This is a genomic window from Zeimonas arvi, assembly GCF_008039575.1.
In the GTDB taxonomy this organism is placed as follows: Bacteria; Pseudomonadota; Gammaproteobacteria; order Burkholderiales; family Burkholderiaceae_E; genus Zeimonas; species Zeimonas arvi.
In genome coordinates, this window is record NZ_VDUY01000002.1 from 323,050 (window position 1) to 341,658 (window position 18,609).

Sequence of the window (18,609 nt, forward strand, 5' to 3'; positions counted from 1 at the left end):
GTGTCAGACGTGGACCAGCGTGCCCTCGTCCTCGCCGCGGACCGCGCGCAGCAGCGCGCCTTCCTTGAAGATCGAGAACACGCGGATCGGCAGTTTCTGGTCGCGGCACAGCGCGAAGGCCGTGGCGTCCATGACCTTCAGGTTGCGGCCGATGGCCTCGTCGAAGCTGATGCGCTGGTAACGGGTGGCCCCCGGGTCCTTCATGGGGTCCGCGGTGTAGACGCCGTCGACCTTGGTGGCCTTGAGCACCACCTCGACACCCATTTCGGCGCCGCGCAGCGCCGCAGCCGTGTCGGTGGTGAAGAAGGGATTCCCGGTGCCGGCCGCGAAGATGACGACCTTGCCTTCCTCGAGGTAGCGCAGTGCCTTGGGCCGGATGTAGGGCTCGACCACCTGCTCGATCTTCAGGGCGGACTGCACGCGGGCGACCACGCCCTTCTGGCGCAGGGCGTCCTGCAGCGCCAGCGAGTTCATGACCGTGGCCAGCATGCCCATGTAGTCGGCGGTGGCGCGGTCCATGCCGGTCGCGCCGCCGGCCATGCCGCGGAAGATGTTGCCGCCGCCGATGACGATCGCCAGTTCGACGCCCAGCTCGACCACGCTGGCGATCTCGCCGACCATCGCCTCGATGGTCTCGCGATTGATGCCGTAGGCATCGTCGCCCATCAGGGCTTCACCGGAGAGCTTGAGCAGCACCCGCCGATGCGGGATCGGCGCGGCGAGCGGCTCCGGACGGGCGGCAAGGCTTTCGACTGCAGTCAAAGTCGATCTCCCGATGTGGACCGGTGCGCCGGGCCGGCTGGGCCGGCTCCGCGACCGGACGAATCCTCGCGATGCGGCACCCGAGGGCGGGCGCCCTGGACGGGCCGCCCGACGGGGCGCCCGCGAGGTCGGCGCCCGGCAGGGCGCCGCCGTTCGCGATTATCGCCCGATTTCGATGCCCGCGAATTCGATTGCCGTCTCGCTCAGCGACCGGCGGCAGCGGCAGCCTGCGCGGCCACTTCGGCAGCGAAATCGGTCTGCTTCTTCTCGATGCCCTCGCCGACCACGTACAGCGTGAAGGCGGCGACCTGGGCGCCGCGCGCCTTGAGCAGCTGCTCGATGGTCTGCTTGCCTTCCGGATCCTTCACGAAGATCTGGCCGAGCAGCGTGACCTCCTTCAGGAACTTCTGGACGGTGCCCTCGACCATCTTGGCGACGATCTCGGCCGGCTTGCCCGACTCGGCAGCCTTCTGCGAGGCGATCGAGCGCTCGCGCTCGACTTCGTCGGCCGGCACGCCTTCCTTGGACAGCGCCTTCGGCTTGCTGGCGGCGATGTGCATCGCGAGGTCCTTGGCCAGGGTCTCGTCGCCGCCGACCAGGTCGACCAGCACGCCGATCCTGGCGCCGCCGTGCAGATAGCTGGCGATCCGGCCCTTGGCCTCGATGCGGGCGAAGCGGCGGATGCTCATGTTCTCGCCGATCCGGCCGATCAGGGTCTTGCGGTACTCGTCGACCGTGGTGCCTGCCATCGGCAGCGCCGACAGGGCCTCGACATCGGCCGGGTTGCGCTCGACCACCAGGGTGGCGAGGTCGCTCGCGAGCTTCAGGAAGTCGTCGTTCTTGGCGACGAAGTCGGTCTCGCAGTTGAGCTCGACCATGGCCGCCTTGCGACCGTCGGCGCTCACGTGGATGCCGACCACGCCTTCGGCGGCCACCCGGGCGGCCGCCTTGGTGGCCTTGTTGCCGAGCTTGACGCGCAGGATCTCCTCGGCGCGGGCCATGTCGCCCTCGGCCTCGGTGAGCGCCTTCTTGCACTCCATCATCGGCGCGTCGGTCTTCTCGCGCAGTTCCTTGACCATGGCTGCAGTGATTTCGGCCATTGCTGGACTCCGTTCGGTTTCGTGGTGTTCGTGTCGGGTAAAAAAAAGGGGCTGTCACCGACAGCCCCGCCGCGCCCCCGGCCGGCGGGCCGTGCCCGCCGCCGATTTCATCGGCCGTCGGCCGCTACGGGGTTGCGACTGCTCAGGCTTCTTCGTCCTCGCCGGCGTCGATCTCGACGAATTCCTCGTCGCCTTCGGTCGCCGTCTTGACGATCTCCTGCAGCGAGGCGGCGCGACCTTCGAGGATCGCGTCCGCGGCGCCGCGGGCATAGAGCTTGATGGCGCGCGCCGAGTCGTCGTTGCCCGGGATCACGTGATCGATGCCCTCGGGCGAGTGGTTGGTGTCGACCACCGCCACGACCGGGATGCCGAGCTTCTGAGCTTCGGTGATCGCGATCTTGTGGTAGCCGACGTCGACCACGAACAGCGCGTCGGGCAGGCCGCCCATGTCCTTGATGCCGCCCAGGCTGCGCTCGAGCTTCTCCATCTCGCGCTGGAACATCAGGCCTTCCTTCTTGGACATCTTCTCGAGGCCGCCTTCGGCCATCGTGGCTTCCATCTCCTTCAGGCGCTTGATCGAGGCCTTGACCGTCTTGAAGTTGGTCAGCATGCCGCCGAGCCAGCGCTGGTCGACGAAGGGCATGCCGGCGCGCGCGGCTTCCTCGGCGATGGTCTCGCGGGCCGAGCGCTTGGTGCCCACGAACAGCACGGTGCCCCGGTTGGCGGCCAGCTGGCGCAGGTATTTCATCGAGTCCTGGTACATGACCAGGGTCTTCTCGAGATTGAAGATGTGGATGCGATTGCGATGGCCGTAGATATACGGGGCCATCCGGGGATTCCAGAACCGCGTCTGGTGGCCGAAGTGAACGCCGGCCTCGAGCATTTGCCGCATGGTGACGGACATGACAGACTCCAACTGAGGGTTGTGACTGACGCGCCGCAAAGGCCGCCGGACCGACCGGCCCCGCACGGGCTGGTTGCCTGTGCGGGCTGATCGGTGGCCGGCGGCACCCGTCAGGTGCGGCGCGCGCGATTTTCGCCATCGACTCAGGCACCGCATGGACAATGCGCGCCATCCGCCGAAAGCGAAGCCTATAATTCTAGCATGGCAATCAACATCAAGACAGCCTCCGAGATCGAGGCCATGAGGGTCGCCGGCCGCCTGGCCAGCGAGGTCCTCGACTACATCACGCCCTTCGTGAAGCCGGGGGTCACCACCGGCGAACTCGACCGGCTGTGCCACGACTACATGGTCGGCGTGCAGGGCACCGTGCCGGCGCCGCTGAACTACGCGCCTCCCGGCTACCGGCCCTACCCCAAGTCGGTCTGCACCTCGGTCAACCACCAGGTCTGCCACGGCATTCCCGGCGACCGGGTGCTGAAGAACGGCGACATCGTCAACATCGACGTCACCGTCATCAAGGACGGCTTCCACGGGGACACCAGCCGGATGTTCCTGGTCGGCGAGGCGTCGATCGCCGCGCGCCGGCTGTGCCAGGTCACCTGGGACTGCATGTGGCTGGGCATCGAGCAGGTGCGCCCGGGCGCCACGGTCGGCGACATCGGCCACGCGATCCAGCGCCATGCCGAGGCCCAGGGCTGCTCGGTGGTCCGCGAATTCTGCGGACACGGCATCGGCCGCAAGTTCCACGAGGAGCCGCAGATCCTGCACTACGGCCGGCCGGGCACCGGCGACCGGTTCGAAGCCGGCATGATCTTCACCGTGGAGCCGATGATCAATGCCGGCCGCCGCGAGGTCCGCGAGATGGCTGACGGCTGGACCATCGTGACCAAGGACCACAGCCTGTCGGCGCAGTGGGAGCACACGGTGCTGGTCACCGACACCGGTTTCGAGGTGCTCACGGTATCCGCCGGCGCGCCGGCCCGCCCCGAGCCGCTCACCGCGGTCGCCTGAGCCGTGGGCGCGCGGGCGCTGCGGGCCGAGGCCCTCCCGCCGCAAGCGGACATGCCCGATTTCGCGCCCGTTCGCGAGGCGTGGCAGCGCGATCGCGGCGCCGCGATCGAGGGCTTTCGGGCGTCGCAGGATCCGGACCGTCTCCACCGCGCCCTGGGCCGCGCGACCGACCGGACCCTTTGCGCGCTGTGGCGGCTGCTGGCGCCCTCGCGGCAGTACGCGCTGGCCGCGGTCGGCGGCTACGGGCGCGGCGAGCAGTACCCGCACTCCGACGTCGACCTGCTGATCCTGGTGCCGGAGCGCCCCGAGGGCGCGGCGGCGGTGGGCCTGGAGCGGTTCATCGGCGCCTGCTGGGATCTCGGGCTGGAGATCGGCCACAGCGTTCGCACGCCCGAGGAGTGCCTGCGCGAGGCGCAGGCCGACATCACGGTTCGCACCAGCCTGCTCGAGCGCCGGCTGCTGGCCGGCAGCCGGCAGCGCTACGAGGCGCTGGGCCGCGAGCTCGACGCCGCGCTGAAGGTCGACGAGTTCTTCTCGGCCAAGCTGCTCGAGATGCGCCAGCGCCACGCCAAGTTCGACGACAGCCCCTACAGCCTGGAGCCCAACACCAAGGAGAGCCCGGGCGGCCTGCGCGACCTGCAGGTGATCCGCTGGATCGCGCGGGCCAGCGGCTTCGGCCGGAACTGGAGCGAGCTCCATGCCCGCGGCCTGATCACCGCCAGCGAGGCCACCCAGCTGCGCGCCAACGAGCGCCGCATCGCGCGAATCCGGGCCTGGCTGCACATCCTGGCAGGACGCCACGAGGACCGCCTGCTCTTCGACCTGCAGGCCCGGGTCGCCGAGGCCCTGGGCCTGGCCCGCAGCTCGGCCCGCCAGTCGTCCGAAGAGCTGATGCAGCGCTACTACCGGTCGGCCAAGACGGTGACCCAGCTCAACACGATGGTGCTGCAGAACCTGCGCGGCGCGCTGTTCCCGTCGCCCGGCGCGGTCGCCCGGCCGATCGACCGCGAATTCGTCGACAAGCAGGGGCTGCTGGACCTGGCCGATCCCGAACTCTTCGAGCGCGATCCGTCGGCCATCCTGCGCTGCTTTCTCGCCATGCAGCGCCATTCCGAGCTCTCGGGCATCGCCACCGGCGCGCTGCGCGCGCTCTGGCACGCCCGGGCCAGGATCGACGCGCGCTTCCGGCGCGACCCGTCCAACCGCGCGCTGTTCCTCCAGCTGCTGCAATCGCCGCGCGGCGTGACGCACGAACTGCGGCGGATGAACCAGTGGTCAGTCCTCGGCCGCTATCTGCCGGCCTTCCGCCGGATCGTCGGCCGCATGCAGCACGACCTGTTCCACGTCTACACGGTGGACCAGCACATCCTGATGGTGGTGCGCAACCTGCGCCGCTTCGCGATGGCCGAACACGCCCACGAGTACCCGTTCTGCAGCCAGCTGCTGGCGGGCTTCGACAAGCCCTGGCTGCTCACGATCGCGGCGCTGTTCCACGACATCGCCAAGGGGCGCGGCGGCGACCACTCGAAGCTCGGCAAGGTCGACGCACGCCGCTTCTGCGTCCAGCACGGCCTGGAGCCGGCCGACACCGCGCTGGTCGAGTTCCTGGTCGAGCACCACCTGACCATGTCCTCGATCGCGCAGAAGCAGGACCTGGGCGACCCCGAGGTCATCACCCGCTTCGTGTCGCTGGTGGGCACCGAGGAGCGGCTGACCGCGCTCTACCTGCTGACGGTGGCCGACATCCGCGGCACCAGCCCCAAGGTCTGGAACGCCTGGAAGGCCAAGCTGCTCGAGGACCTCTACCGGGCCGCCAAGCGCGCGCTGGAGGGCGAAGCGCCGACCCGCGAGCGCCGGCTCGACGCGCGCCGCGCCGAGGCGGTCCGCCTGCTGAACCTGCACGCGGTGGCGCCGGAGCGCTACGAGGACTTCTGGAAACGGCTGGGCATGGGCTACTTCCTGCGCAACGACGCGCAGGACATCGCCTGGCATGCGCGGGTGCTGACCGGGCAGCCTGCCGACCGGCCGGTGGTGCGCACCCGGGTGGCGCCGATCGGCGAAGGCTTCCAGGTCGTGGTGTGGCTGCGCGACCAGCCCGATCTGTTCGCGCGGCTGTGCGGCTACTTCGACAGCCGCAACCTGTCGGTGCTCGACGCCAAGATCCACACCACGCGCGATGGGTGGGCGCTGGACAGCTTCCTGGTGGTCGACCCGCTGGGCGAGGTCGGCCAGTACCGCGACATCCTGACCCTCGTCGAGACCGAGCTGTGCGACTGGCTGGATCGGCGGGCGCCGCTGCCCACGCCGGTGCGCGGGCGCAGCTCCCGGCGCTCGCGGACCTTCCCGATCGAGCCCACGGTGGACTTGCGCCCCGACGAGCGCGGCGAGCACTTCCTGCTCTCGGTCACCGCCAACGACCGCACCGGCCTCTTGTACGCGATCGCGCTGGTGCTCGCCCGGCACGGGATCACGCTCGAGACCGCCCGCGTGACCACGCTGGGCGAGCGGGTCGAGGACGTGTTCCTGATCGAAGGCCCTGCCCTGCTGAACCCGCGCCAGCAGATCCAGTTCGAGACCGACCTGCTCGACTCGCTTCGCGCCTGAACGCCCGAACGCCCGGATGAATCTCCTGCGCGGCCCGATCTCGCCGATTTCTTCAGGCACTCCAAGCCTCCCGTTCCCGGTCGGCTGGCGGGCCGGCCCGTTTCCGGTCGCTCTCGATTCGCGCGGTCGCTTTCCCCTCAGCGCCCTGCCGGCTCGCCGCGGATCGCCTCGGAGAGGATCCGTCGAACGCGGGCCATGGCCTGGTCGAGCACTTCGGTGATCGCCTCGAGCGAGATCCGCTGCGCGCTCTCGCCGATGCCTGCCGCGTGGTTGGCCACCACGCACAGCGCGGCATAGGGCAGCTCCAGCTCGCGGGCGAGCGCCGCCTCGGGCATGCCCGTCATCCCGACCAGGTCGCAGCCGTCGCGCGCCATCCGGCGGATCTCGGCGGCAGTCTCGAGCCTCGGACCCTGCGAGCAGCCGTAGACGCCATGGTCGATCACCGATTCGCCGGCGCGGGCCGCCGCGCCTAGCAGGCGGGCGCGCAGCGCGGGATCGTAGGGTTCGGTGAAGTCGATGTGGGTGACCGGCTGGTCCGGGCCCTCGAAGTAGGTGCTCTTGCGCCCATGCGTGTAGTCGATGATCTGGTCCGGCACCACGAGGCAGCCCGGGCCGCAGTCGCGGGCGATGCCGCCCACCGTGGCCACCGCGATCACGCCCTCCACCCCGGCGTCGCGCAGCGCGCACAGGTTGGCGCGATAGTTGATCTCGTGCGGCGCGATCGTGTGGCCGTAGCCGTGGCGCGCCAGGAACGCGATCTCGCGGCCGTCGAGCTCGCCGAAGGTCAGCGCGCAGGAAGGATCCCCCCAGGGCGTGCGGGCGATCCGCCGCCGGGGGTTTTCCAGGTCAGCCAGCCGGGCGAGCCCGCTGCCGCCGATGATTCCGAGCATTCTTCGAGTTCTCCGTTTCAGGTGCGCGAACCTGGCCGACCCGGGAGCCCGGGCCTAGCCGGGCTCGCCGACCATGGCGCGCAGCGCCGCTTCGTCGATGACCGCGACCCCGAGGGCGCGGGCCTTTTCCAGCTTGCTGCCGGCGGCTTCGCCGGCCACGACGAAATCGGTCTTGCGCGACACCGAGCCGGTGACGCTGCCGCCGTGTCGGCGGATCATCGTCTCGGCCTGTTCCCGGGTGAGCGAGGGCAACGTGCCGGTGAGCACGATGGTCTTGCCTTGCAGCGCGCCGGCCTGCGCGGGACCCGCGCCGCCCGAGGCGCCCGCCGCCGGCGCGGCGGCCGGCTCCCAGCGTACGCCCGCATCGAGCAGCGCGCGGACCACCTGCTGGTTGTGCGGCTCGGCGAAGAAGCGCCGCACGCTGTCGACGATCTCCGGGCCGACGCCCTCGAGCGGCACCGGATCGGCCGGCTCGCCGCGCGCGCGGCGCCGGGCGTTCTCCTTCTGGACGGCAGCCTTGCGCGCGGTCAGCGCGTCCCAGTCCTCGGCGATCAGCGCGTCGACGTCCGGGTAGGCTTCGGCCAGCAGCCGGGCGACCTCTTCGCCGACATGGCGGATGCCCAGCGCGAACAGGAAGCGCGCGAAGCTGGTCTCCCGGGACCGGTCGATGGCCTCGACCAGGTTGGCGGCGGACTTCTCGCCCATCCGCTCCAGGCCGGCCAGCGTGGCGGCATCGAGCCGGTACAGGTCGGCCGGCGTGCGCACCAGCCCGCCGTCGACCAGCTGGCCGACCAGCTTCTCGCCCAGGCCGTCGACGTCCATCGCGCGGCGCTGCGCGAAGTGCAGCAGGGCCTGCCGGCGCTGCGCCGGGCAGAACAGGCCCGCCACGCAGCGCCGGTCGGCCTCGCCTTCCTCGCGCGCCGTTGTCGAGCCGCAGACCGGGCAGTCGCGGGGCATCTCGAAGCGGCGGTAATGCCCTTCGGGCGCCTCGCGGGGCAGCGCCCGGACCACCTCGGGAATCACGTCGCCGGCGCGTCGCACGACCACCCGGTCGCCGATCATCAGATCCTTGCGGACGATCTCGTCCTCGTTGTGCAGCGTGGCATTGGTAACCGTGACGCCGCCCACGAACACCGGCGCGAGCCGCGCGACCGGCGTGAGCTTTCCCGTGCGGCCGACCTGCACCTCGATGTCCAGCAGATCGGTGACCGCTTCCTCGGCCGGAAACTTGTGGGCCAGTGCGAAACGCGGCGCCCGGGCCACGTAGCCGAGCAGCTCGTGCCAGTCGCGCCGGTCGACCTTGTAGACCACGCCGTCGATGTCGTAGGGCAAGGCAGCCCGCCGCTCGCCGATCCGGCGGTAGAAGGCGAGCAGGTCGTCGGCGTCGCGGGCCTGGGCCCGCTCCGGCCCTACCGGCAGGCCGGCGGCGGCGAGCCAGTCGAGCAGGCCCGAGTGCGTGCCGGGCAACCGGGAGGCCTCGCTGCCGGCGACCTCGCCTACGCCGTAGGCGAAGAATCGCAAGGGCCGGCGCGCCGTCAGCGCCGGATCGAGCTGGCGCAGGCTGCCCGCTGCGGCATTGCGCGGGTTGACGAACTCGCGCTCGCCCGCCTCGCGCTGACGGGCATTGAGCGCCTCGAAGTCGGCGCGCCACATCAGCACCTCGCCGCGCACCTCGAGCACTTCGGGCACGCTGCCGTGCAGGTGCAGCGGGATCGCACGGATGGTGCGGATGTTCGCGGTGACGTCCTCGCCGACCGCCCCGTCGCCGCGGGTGGCGGCCCGGGCCAGGCGGCCGCGCTCGAAGCGCAGGCTGACCGCCAGTCCATCGTATTTAAGCTCGGCGCTGTAGCGCAGCCCGGACGCGTCGACACCGGCCTCGGCGAGCAGCTCCCGGATGCGCCGGTCGAAGCCACGCACGGCGTCGTCGTCGAAGGCGTTGGACAGCGAGAGCATCGGCCGGCTGTGGCGCACCGACTCGAAGCCGCCGGCCACCACGCCGCCGACGCGGGCCGTGGGCGAATCGGGCGACGCGAGCCCCGGGTGCTCGCGCTCGAGCGCCTGGAGCTCGACAAACACCCGGTCGTACTCGGCATCGGGCACCGTGGGCGCGTCGAGCACGTAGTACTCGTGGTCGTAGCGCTCGATCAGGCGGCGAAGGGCCTCGGCCCGCGAACGCGGATCGTCTGCAGGCCGGCTGCCAAGGTCGGGATGGTCGGTCACGCGACGGGGCTGTCAGTTGAAGACGCGCATCGCCAGCGTGGAGCCGGCAGGCAGGCCGATCGCCTCGAGCGAGGCATAGCGCTGCGCGAGCTGGCGGGCGATCGTGTCGAGCGACTCGAGCGGAATCGGCCGTCCGGCGTCGTCCACGACCCGGCCCGACAGCCGGGCCGCGACATCCCGCGCGCAGTCGAGCATCGCCGACCAGCCTTCGAGCGATTCGGCGGTGCGCGGCACGTCGAGCAGGAAGCCCAGCCGCTGCGGCGAATCGGTGAGGGACATCGTGAACACCAGCTCGCCGCCCGGTCCCAGCCGCGCGTGTCGGTGGCCACCGCGGTCGACCATGCCGAGCTCGGCGGCCAGCGCCGCCACCTGCGCGGGGCCGAGAGCATCCGGCGCGTCGACGTTCAGGCCGATCTGGGCGTCGAGCTGGGCGCAGGTGGCATCGAGATCGCGCGCCCGCGCGATCGCGTCGGCCATGTCGGGCGTGTCGGCAAGGGTCGCCAGTTGGTCGGCCACGGCCTGCGCGGCGGCGACGAACTCCGAGTACTCCATCGCGTTGAGCGGCCCGTGGCGGTTGGCGAGCAGCACGCCCATGCGCAGGGCGCGGAAGGCCATCCCCGCCGCCAGCGGCACCGCGTCGTCCTCGCTCGCGAATCCCGTGGGCAGCCCGTCGACCAGGATCGGCTTGCCGCCGGCGCGGCGGATGCCCTGGGTGGCCGCCATCAGGCGCTCGCCGGGCATCGGGGTTTCGAGAGGAAGCGTGACGATGCAGTCGCACATCGGCGATAGCAACGGGGCCGGTGCCGGCGGGCGGGCCGGGGCCGCCGCGGGGGCGCTGCGGGCCGGCCCGGGCTGGGCGACGGCTTCCGTCGGCTCGTGCGGCGCGTCGAGCTCAGGGTCCCGTTCCGAAGCGAAGCCGGGCTCGGCCCCCGCCGGGGCCTCGACCTCGCCGAGCCGGGGCTCGCGGCGATCGGCCCGCGCGCTCCGGGGCGACGCGCCGCGCTCATCGGCCGGTGCGGGCGCCTCGCCCGCCGCCTCGCCGCCGCGCTCGCGGACCTTGTCGGCCTCGCCTCGCGGGCGAGCCGCCGCCAGCCGCCTGCGTCGCCCCAGCGCCTGCGCGAGGTTGACCGCGACCACCGCGACGATCGCGGAGACCGCCAGGATCAGGATGCTGATGCCGAGGCTGCTCATCAGGCTGCCTCCGCCATCCGGTGCGCCGCCTCGAGGTCGACGGCCACGATCCGTGACACGCCGCGCTCCTGCATGGTGACGCCGATCAGTTGCTGTGCGAGTTCCATCGCGATCTTGTTGTGGGTGATGAAAAGGAACTGGGTCTGGTCGGACATCCGTCGCACCATGTCGCAATAGCGCTCGGTGTTCGCATCGTCGAGCGGGGCGTCGACCTCGTCGAGCAGGCAGAACGGCGCCGGATTCAGCTGGAACATCGCGAACACCAGCGCGATCGCGGTCAGCGCCTTCTCGCCGCCCGAGAGCAGGTGAATCGAGCTGTTGCGCTTGCCGGGGGGCTGGGCCATGACCTGCACCCCGGCGTCGAGGATCTCGTCGCCGGTGAGGATCAGCTTCGCCTCGCCGCCGCCGAACAGCTGCGGGAACAGCTGGCCGAAATGGCGGTTGACCGTGTCGTAGGTGTCCTGCAGCAGCTCGCGGGTCTCGCGGTCGATCCGCCGGATCGCGTCTTCCAGCGTGGCGATCGCCTCGTTCAGGTCCTTCGACTGCTCGTCGAGGAAGCCCTTGCGCTCGCTGGCCTGGGCGAGCTCGTCGAGCGCGGCCAGGTTGACCGGGCCCAGCGCGGCGATCGCGTTGGCCAGCCGGGTGACCTCGCCCTGCAGCCAGGAAGGCTTAGGCGTCTGTTCGAGGCCCTCGCGCAGCGCCTGCTCGGCGGTGGCGTCGACCTGGGCCTCGGCGAGCTGCTGCGCGAACTGCTCCTGGTTGAGCCGCGCCGCCTGCTCCTTGAGCTGCAGCTCGATCACGCGCTGGCGCAGCGGCTCCTGCTCGCGCTCGGCCACCAGGCGCTGCTCGTCGCGCTGGCGCAGCGTATGGGTCAGGTCGTCGAGCCGCTGGCGGGCTTCGGAGAGCGCCTGTTCGGCCGTGGCGCGGCGCTCCAGCGCCGCCTGCAGCGCCTGCTGCGCGGCGTCGTCGGACATCTGCTGCAGCCTGGACAGCAGCCCCTCGCGCTCCTCGGCAGCCTGCACGGCCATGGCCAGTCCCTGCTCGATCAGGGCCTCGAGGCGCTCGTTCGACGCCTCGAGCGCGCGCACCGCGAAGGCGGCTTCCTGGGCGTCGCGCTCCTGCTGACGAAGCGCCTCGCGGCGCCGGTTCAGCTCGCTCTCGGCTTCCTCGAGCTCGCGCAGCAGGTCTTCGGCGCGCTGCTGCCGCTCGGCAAGCTCCAGGTCGAGCCGCTCGAAGCTCTCGTTCTCCGCCGCGATCTCCGCCTCGAAGCCGTCGATCTGGGCGAGCAGCTCCTCGAGCTCGCCGTCGATCCGCTCGCGGCTCTGCGCAACGCGGTCGCGCTCCTGCTCGAGACGCTGCAGGTCGAGCCGCAGCCCGGCCACCTGCTTGAGCTGGCGATTGTGCTGGTCGCGCAGTGCCATCAGCGCGGCCAGGCGCGCCGAAGCCTCGGTCTCGGTGCGCATCGCGTGGGTGCGGGCGTCGTCGACCAGCAGTTGCTGGGCGCGCAGTTCGCGAACGAGGTTCTCCAGCTCCTGCCGGCGGGCCAGCATGCCCTCCTGCTCGGAATCGGCCGCGTAGAGCGCGAGCGACTGGCGGCCGACCACGTGGCCGGCCTGCACCACGAAGCGCGCGCCGGCCGGCAGCGTGTCGCGCCGCGCGATCGCGTCTTCCAGCGAGTCGGCGGCGAAATGGCCCACCAGCCAGTCGGCCAGCAGGGCCTGCACGCCGGCGTCGCCGCTGTGCACGACCGAGACCAGCGGCCGCAGCCCGGCCGGCGCGGCCGGCGGCACGACCGCGCCCGAACCGGTGAAGAAACCCACCTTGGAGGGCGGCGCGTCGGCGACCAGCTGGGCGACCGTCTCGAGCCGGCCCACTTCGAGCGCGTTGACCCGCTCGCGCAGCACCGACTCGATCGCGCTCTCCCAGCCGGCGTCGATCCGCAGCTTCTGCCAGAGCCGGCCCAGGCCTTCGAGCCCGTGCCGGGCCAGCCAGGGCTGGACCTTGGCCTGGCTCTCGACCCGCTCCTGAAGCTGGCGCAGCGCCGCGATCCGCGCCTCGATCCGGGCCAGCTTGGCCTCGGCCTCGCGCTGGGCCTCGCGCGCCGGGGCGCGCTGCACGTCGAGCGCGCTCCAGGCCTGCTCGGTTTCGGCGAGCTGGTCGGCCGTCAGGCGGTCGGCGTGCTCGGCCGCGGCCAGCGCCTCGATCGCGGCCTCGAGCTCGGCGGGGTCGAAGGCCTGCAGCGCCCCGGCCTCGTCCTGCAGCCGGTCGCGGCGGCGGCGCGCGGCGTCGAGGGATTCGCCCGCCCGTCGCGTGTGCACCGAGGACAGCTCGATCGACTGCCGGGTCTGCCCGACCAGCGCCCGCGCCTCGTCGACCCGGGCACGGGCCTCGCGCACCCGGGACTCGATCTGCGGGTAGTCGTCGGCCGCGGTGGCGACGATCTCGGCCAGTTCCTCGGAGCGGGCCCGGGCGCCGTCGAGCTGCATCCGGGTGGATTCGAGATCGGCGCGCGCCTGGTCCTGCTGGAGCTGGGCCCGGTGGGCCTGGGTCTCGACGCTGTCGAGCCGCTCGCGCAACTGGCCCTGGGTCTGCGACACGAGCCGGATCTCGGCCTCGATGCGGCTGACCTCGGCATTGGCGTCGTAGAACGTGCCTTGCGCCGCGTGCACCGCGTCGCCGGCCGCGTAGTGGCTCTCGCGCACCGCCTCGATCTCGGCCTCGACCGAGCGCTGGTCGGCGACGCGCGCCTCGAGCCGTGCCTGCGCCTCGGCAGTCTGCGCGGCCAGCCGCTGGCGCTCGGCCTCGGCGTCGTCGCGCCTCAGCATCCAGAGCAGCTTCTGCTTGCGATCGCGTTCGGCCTCGAGCTCGCGATACTGGCGCGCCACCTCGGCCTGGCGCTCGAGCCGCTCGATCTGCCCGTTCAGTTCGCGCAGGATGTCCTCGACCCGGGTCAGGTTCTCGCGGGTGTCGGCCAGCCGGTTGCCGGTCTCGCGCCGCCGCTCCTTGTACTTGGAGACCCCGGCAGCCTCTTCGAGGAAGACGCGGACTTCCTCGGGCCGCGCCTCGATGATCCGCGAGATCATCCCCTGGCCGATGATCGCGTAGGCGCGCGGCCCCAGGCCGGTGCCCAGGAACATGTCGTGGACGTCGCGCCGGCGCACCGACTGGTTGTTGATGAAGTAGTTGGACTGGCCGTCGCGAGAGAGCACGCGCTTGACCGACAGCTCGGCGTACTGGCCCCAGCTGCCGCCGATGCGCCCCAGGGAATTGTCGAAGACCAGCTCGACCGAGGCCCGGACCGCCGGCTTGCGCTCGGACGCTCCGTTGAAGATGACGTCCTGCATGGATTCGCCGCGCAGCTCGGAGGCCTTGGACTCCCCGAGGACCCAGCGCACCGCGTCCATGATGTTGGACTTGCCGCAACCATTGGGCCCGACCACGCCGACCAGCTGGCTCGGCACGTCGAAGGCGGTCGGATCCACGAAGGACTTGAATCCGGCGAGTTTGATCTGTTTCAGGCGCACGGGAGGATCCTGCGTCGAACGGTGAGGACCCGCCGGACGATCGGTGCCGCCGCGCCGGCTCGGCCGGGTCGCACTAAAAGGCAAACCAAAGGGCAATACTCGAAAGCGCGAAAGCCGCTCGCGGCGGCTTTCTGGCGCTCCGTATAATACCACCCGCCCCCCGCGCGCCCGGCCCTCCGAGCGGCGCGCCAGCCCCCCCGCGCAAGATGCCCTCCAAGCCCGCCACCCAGCTCGAGACCTTTCCCAATCCGGCGCCTCGGCGCGACTACGTCGTCCATATCGAGATCCCCGAGTTCACCTGCCTGTGCCCGCTGACCGGCCAGCCGGATTTCGCGACGATCGTGCTCGACTACATCCCCGACAAGCGCAACCTCGAGCTGAAGGCCCTGAAGCTCTACATGTGGTCCTTCCGCGACCAGGGCGCGTTCCACGAGGACGTGACCAACCGGCTGCTCGACGCCTTCGCGAAGGCCACCGCCCCGCGCTTCATGCGGGTGACCGCGAAGTGGTACGTGCGCGGCGGCATCTTCACGACCGTGGTCGCCGAGCACCGCAAGCGCGGCTGGAAACCGGCGCCGCGGGTGGAACTGGAGCATTTTCCCTCCGAACGCAGTACCCGAGGCTAGCGCAAGCGAACTTCGCGCGTTTTCTTAAATTACAAAAAAATACAAAATAAATTCATTGAGTTAGCGAGGCTTCTTGAACTCGATTCTCGATCGTTTGCATCCCTATCCCTTCGAACGCCTGCGCGGCCTGCTGGCCGGCGTCGAAGCCTCGAGGACGCATGCCCCGCTGAACCTGTCGATCGGCGAGCCCAAGCACCCCACGCCGGCGGTGATCCGCGACGCGATCACCGCCGGCCTCGACGGCTTGTCGGGCTACCCGCCCACCGCCGGCAGCGACGCGCTGCGCGAGGCGATCGCCGGCTGGCTGAAGCGCCGCTACGGACTGGCGTCCATCGACCCGAAGACCCAGGTCCTGCCGGTGCTCGGCTCGCGCGAGGCCCTGTTCGCCTTCGCGCAGACCGTGATCGATCCGCGCGACGGCGGCTGGGTGGTCAGCCCCAATCCCTTCTACCAGATCTACGAAGGGGCGGCGCTGCTGGCCGGCGCCCAGCCCTGGTTCGTCGAGCAGGTGCCCGAGAACGACTTCCGCTGCAACTGGGACTCGGTGCCGCAGGCAGTCTGGTCGCGCACCCGGCTGCTCTACGTCTGCTCGCCGGGCAACCCCACCGGCGCGGTGATGTCGGTCGACGAGTGGCGCAGGGTATTCGAGCTGTCCGACCGCTACGGCTTCGTGATCGCGGCCGACGAGTGCTATTCGGAGATCTACCTCGACGAATCCGCCCCGCCCACCGGCGCGCTGCAGGCCGCACAGGCGCTGGGCCGCACCGGCTACGAGCGGCTGGTGGTGTTCTCCAGCCTGTCCAAGCGCTCCAATGCCCCGGGCATGCGCTCGGGCTTCGTGGCCGGCGACGCCGCCATCCTGAAACGCTTCCTGCTCTACCGGACCTACCACGGCAGCGCGATGAGCCCGACCTTCGCGGCCGCGTCGATCGCGGCGTGGAACGACGAGGACCACGTTCGCGAGAATCGCGCGCAGTACCGGGCCAAGTTCGATGCGGTGACCCCGGTCGTGGCGTCGGTGCTCGGCACGGCCCGCCCCGAGGCGGGCTTCTATCTCTGGGCGCGGGTGCCGGGCGGCGACGACCAGGCTTTCTGCCGCGAGCTGCTGCGCCAATATAATGTGCTGACCTTGCCGGGCTCCTTCCTGGCCCGCGAGCACGAAGGCCGCAATCCCGGAGCGGGTTTCGTCCGGCTGGCGCTGGTCGAGCCGCTCGAGCGCTGCGTCGAGGCGGCCGGCCGCATCCGCAGCTTCCTTTCCTCCTGACCGATGGCGCCTCGCGGCGCCCTCCGACCGATCGCAATGAGCCAGATCCAGACCATCATCGACAAGGCGTGGGACGACCGCGCGAACATCTCCCCGAAAGCCGCCCCGGCCGAGGTCCGCGACGCCGTCGCGCACGTGATCGCCGAACTGAACGCGGGCCGGCTGCGCGTGGCCGAGAAATCGGGCCGCGACTGGACCGTGCACCAGTGGATCAAGAAGGCGGTGCTGCTGTCCTTCCGGCTCGAGGACAACGTGCCGATGCCGGCCGGCTCGCTGCAGTTCTACGACAAGGTGCCCACCAAGTTCGAAGGCTGGTCCGCCGCGGACTTCGCCGCCGGCGGTTTCCGCGTGGTGCCGCCGGCCGTCGCCCGGCGCGGGTCGTACATCGCCCGCAACGTGGTGCTGATGCCTTCCTACGTGAACATCGGGGCTTACGTCGACGAGGGCACGATGGTGGATACCTGGGCCACGGTGGGTTCCTGCGCGCAGATCGGCAAGAACGTCCACCTGTCGGGCGGCGTGGGCATCGGCGGCGTGCTGGAGCCGCTGCAGGCCAACCCGACGATCATCGAGGACAACTGCTTCATCGGCGCCCGGTCCGAGGTGGTCGAGGGCGTGATCGTCGAGGAGAACTCGGTGCTGTCGATGGGCGTGTTCATCGGCCAGAGCACCAAGATCTACAACCGCCAGACCGGCGAGATCCTCTACGGCCGCGTGCCTTCGGGTTCGGTGGTGGTGCCCGGCACCCTGCCCTCGGCCGACGGCAAGGTGAACCTGTACTGCGCGGTGATCGTCAAGCGGGTCGACGCGCAGACGCGCGCCAAGACCGGAATCAACGAACTGCTGCGCGGCGACTGAGCGCAGGGGCGCTGCGCCGCCGCCAGCGGCGCCCGCCCTTCCCCGGAGAGCGAACCATGGCGATGATGGAGCGACTGCTGAGGCTGATGGCCGAGAAGAAGGCCTCGGACCTGTTCCTGTCGCCGGGCTCTCCCATCCAGCTCAAGATCGACGGCGCCACCACCCAGGTGAACGCCCAGCGCCTGGACGCCCAGATGGTGGCCTCGCTGATGCGCGAGATCGTCGAGCCGCGCCACTGGGAGGCCTTCGAGAACCACAACGAGCTGAACGTCGGCTACGGGCTCGACGGCGTCGGCAGCTTCCGGATCAACGTGTTCCGCCAGCGCGGCACGCCGGCCAGCGTGATCCGTTACATCCCGGGCGAGATCCCCAAGCTCGACACGCTGGGCCTGCCCTCCATGCTCGGCGAGCTGATCATGGAGAAGCGCGGGCTGATCCTGGTCGTGGGCGCCACCGGATCGGGCAAGTCCACCACGCTGGCTTCGATGCTCGACCACCGCAACGAGCACAAGTCGGGCCACATCCTCACGCTCGAGGACCCGATCGAGTTCGCGTTCCGCAGCAAGCGATCCATCGTGAACCAGCGCCAGATCGGCAGCGACACCGAATCGCTCGAGATCGCGCTGCGCAACGCGATGCGCCAGGCGCCCGACTGCATCCTGATCGGCGAGATCCGCGACACCGCCACGATGTCGGCGGCCATGGCCTACGCGCAGTCCGGCCACCTGGTGCTGGCCACCCTGCACGCGAACAACGCCAACCACGCACTGAACCGGATCGTCAGCTTCTACACGCCGGAGAACCGGCGCGTGCTGCTCTCCGACCTGTCGGCCACGCTCAAGGCGGTGATCTCGCAGCGGCTGATCCGCTCGAAGGGCGAGGGCCGGATCCCGGTCGTCGAGGTGCTGCTGAACACCCGCCACGTGGCGGAGCTGATCGAACAGGGACGGCTCACCGAGGTCAAGGAAGCGATCGAGAAGAGCATGGCCGCCGGCTCGCGCACCTTCGACCAGGAGCTCGCCCGGATGGTCCGCGAGGGCCTGATCGGCCGCGAAGACGCGCTCGCCAACGCCGACTCCCCGACCAACCTGCTCTGGATGCTCGAGAACGACGCCGACGACGGCGCGCGCGATCGCGGCAAGCCCGCGGCCGCGCCCCAGGCGGGCGGCGCCCCCGCGGGCCGGACCGGCGCCGGCGCGCAGCGCGGCCCGGCCGAGCCGGCCGATGCCGACGGCCCGTCCTTCTCCGAGTTCCTGCTGAACATCTGACGCCGCCCGGATGCCCGAAGTCGTCGTCTACGGTATCGAGAACTGCGACCAGGTCCGCAAGGCCCGTGCCTGGCTGCGTGCCCACGGCTGCGCGCACCGCTTCCACGAATTCCGTCGCGACGGGCTCGACGCCGATCGGCTGGCCGGCTGGCTCGGCCGGGTGCCCTGGGACTCCCTGCTCAACCGCCGCGGGCTCGCCTGGCGCAAGCTCGATCCGGCGCGCCGCGCCGAGGTCACCGACGCCGCCAGCGCCGCCGAGCTGATGCTGGCCGACCCCACGCTGGTCAAGCGCCCGGTGCTCGAGCACGCCGATGGCATCGTGGTGGGATTCTCCGAGACGGTCTACGATTCTCTGTTCGGCGCCGCGCCCGGCGCCCCGACCTGAAC

The 18,609-nt window shown here is 70.8% G+C and carries 14 protein-coding genes; 7 read left to right on the forward strand and 7 right to left on the reverse strand.

Annotated features, from left to right (window positions below; all coding sequences use genetic code 11):
- Positions 1-3 precede the first annotated feature (3 nt).
- The 3 genes from pyrH to rpsB form a co-directional block, all read right to left on the reverse strand.
- Entirely contained in the window at positions 4-711 is a 708-nt protein-coding gene (gene pyrH / locus FHP08_RS05965) for a UMP kinase (RefSeq protein ID WP_267285488.1), read from the reverse strand.
- 254 nt (positions 712-965) lie between these two features.
- Positions 966-1,862, reverse strand: coding sequence for a translation elongation factor Ts (gene tsf, locus FHP08_RS05970; protein WP_147703407.1), 897 nt, complete (start codon positions 1,860-1,862; stop codon positions 966-968).
- 142 nt (positions 1,863-2,004) lie between these two features.
- Positions 2,005-2,766: a 30S ribosomal protein S2 gene (gene rpsB, locus FHP08_RS05975; RefSeq protein ID WP_147703408.1), complete on the reverse strand. Its 762-nt coding sequence runs from the start codon at positions 2,764-2,766 to the stop codon at positions 2,005-2,007.
- A 114-nt stretch (positions 2,767-2,880) separates the two neighbouring features.
- Between rpsB and map the strand changes: the two genes are divergently transcribed.
- Both map and FHP08_RS05985 read left to right on the forward strand, forming a co-directional pair.
- Positions 2,881-3,777 (forward strand): type I methionyl aminopeptidase, encoded by an 897-nt coding sequence (gene map, locus FHP08_RS05980; RefSeq protein WP_225879066.1) that lies wholly within the window; start codon positions 2,881-2,883, stop codon positions 3,775-3,777.
- Between the two features lie 51 nt (positions 3,778-3,828).
- Complete coding sequence (locus tag FHP08_RS05985; protein WP_147703410.1) at positions 3,829-6,381, forward strand: [protein-PII] uridylyltransferase; 2,553 nt, start codon at positions 3,829-3,831, stop codon at positions 6,379-6,381.
- Between the two features lie 137 nt (positions 6,382-6,518).
- Here the strand turns inward: FHP08_RS05985 and FHP08_RS05990 are convergent, their stop codons facing one another.
- From FHP08_RS05990 to smc, 4 genes are read right to left on the reverse strand one after another with little or no spacing between them, the layout of a single operon-like run.
- A complete protein-coding gene (locus FHP08_RS05990) occupies positions 6,519-7,271 on the reverse strand; it encodes an S-methyl-5'-thioinosine phosphorylase (RefSeq protein WP_147703411.1) in 753 nt (250 codons plus the stop codon).
- A 54-nt stretch (positions 7,272-7,325) separates the two neighbouring features.
- On the reverse strand, positions 7,326-9,491 hold the full coding sequence (gene ligA / locus FHP08_RS05995; RefSeq protein WP_147703412.1) for an NAD-dependent DNA ligase LigA: 2,166 nt from the start codon (positions 9,489-9,491) through the stop codon (positions 7,326-7,328).
- A 12-nt stretch (positions 9,492-9,503) separates the two neighbouring features.
- Positions 9,504-10,682, reverse strand: a complete 1,179-nt coding sequence (locus FHP08_RS06000; RefSeq protein WP_147703413.1) for a cell division protein ZipA C-terminal FtsZ-binding domain-containing protein — start codon at positions 10,680-10,682, stop codon at positions 9,504-9,506.
- Positions 10,682-14,206, reverse strand: coding sequence for a chromosome segregation protein SMC (gene smc, locus FHP08_RS06005; protein WP_147703414.1), 3,525 nt, complete (start codon positions 14,204-14,206; stop codon positions 10,682-10,684). The genes FHP08_RS06000 and smc overlap by 1 nt, the downstream gene beginning before the upstream one ends.
- Before the next feature lie 206 nt (positions 14,207-14,412).
- On the opposite strand from smc, the gene queF reads away from it, so the two are divergent.
- The 5 genes from queF to FHP08_RS06030 all read left to right on the forward strand — a co-directional run bounded on the left by queF (position 14,413) and on the right by FHP08_RS06030 (position 18,607).
- Positions 14,413-14,832, forward strand: coding sequence for a preQ(1) synthase (gene queF, locus FHP08_RS06010; protein ID WP_147703415.1), 420 nt, complete (start codon positions 14,413-14,415; stop codon positions 14,830-14,832).
- A 73-nt stretch (positions 14,833-14,905) separates the two neighbouring features.
- Entirely contained in the window at positions 14,906-16,096 is a 1,191-nt protein-coding gene (dapC, locus tag FHP08_RS06015) for a succinyldiaminopimelate transaminase (protein WP_147703416.1), read from the forward strand.
- 36 nt (positions 16,097-16,132) lie between these two features.
- Positions 16,133-16,954 carry a 2,3,4,5-tetrahydropyridine-2,6-dicarboxylate N-succinyltransferase gene (gene dapD / locus FHP08_RS06020; protein ID WP_147703417.1) on the forward strand — a complete coding sequence of 274 codons (822 nt, stop codon included), beginning with the start codon at positions 16,133-16,135 and terminating at the stop codon, positions 16,952-16,954.
- Positions 16,955-17,010: 56 nt separating this feature from the next.
- Complete coding sequence (locus tag FHP08_RS06025) at positions 17,011-18,222, forward strand: PilT/PilU family type 4a pilus ATPase (RefSeq protein ID WP_147703418.1); 1,212 nt, start codon at positions 17,011-17,013, stop codon at positions 18,220-18,222.
- A 10-nt stretch (positions 18,223-18,232) separates the two neighbouring features.
- Positions 18,233-18,607 carry an ArsC family reductase gene (locus FHP08_RS06030; RefSeq protein WP_147703419.1) on the forward strand — a complete coding sequence of 125 codons (375 nt, stop codon included), beginning with the start codon at positions 18,233-18,235 and terminating at the stop codon, positions 18,605-18,607.
- Positions 18,608-18,609 lie beyond the last annotated feature (2 nt).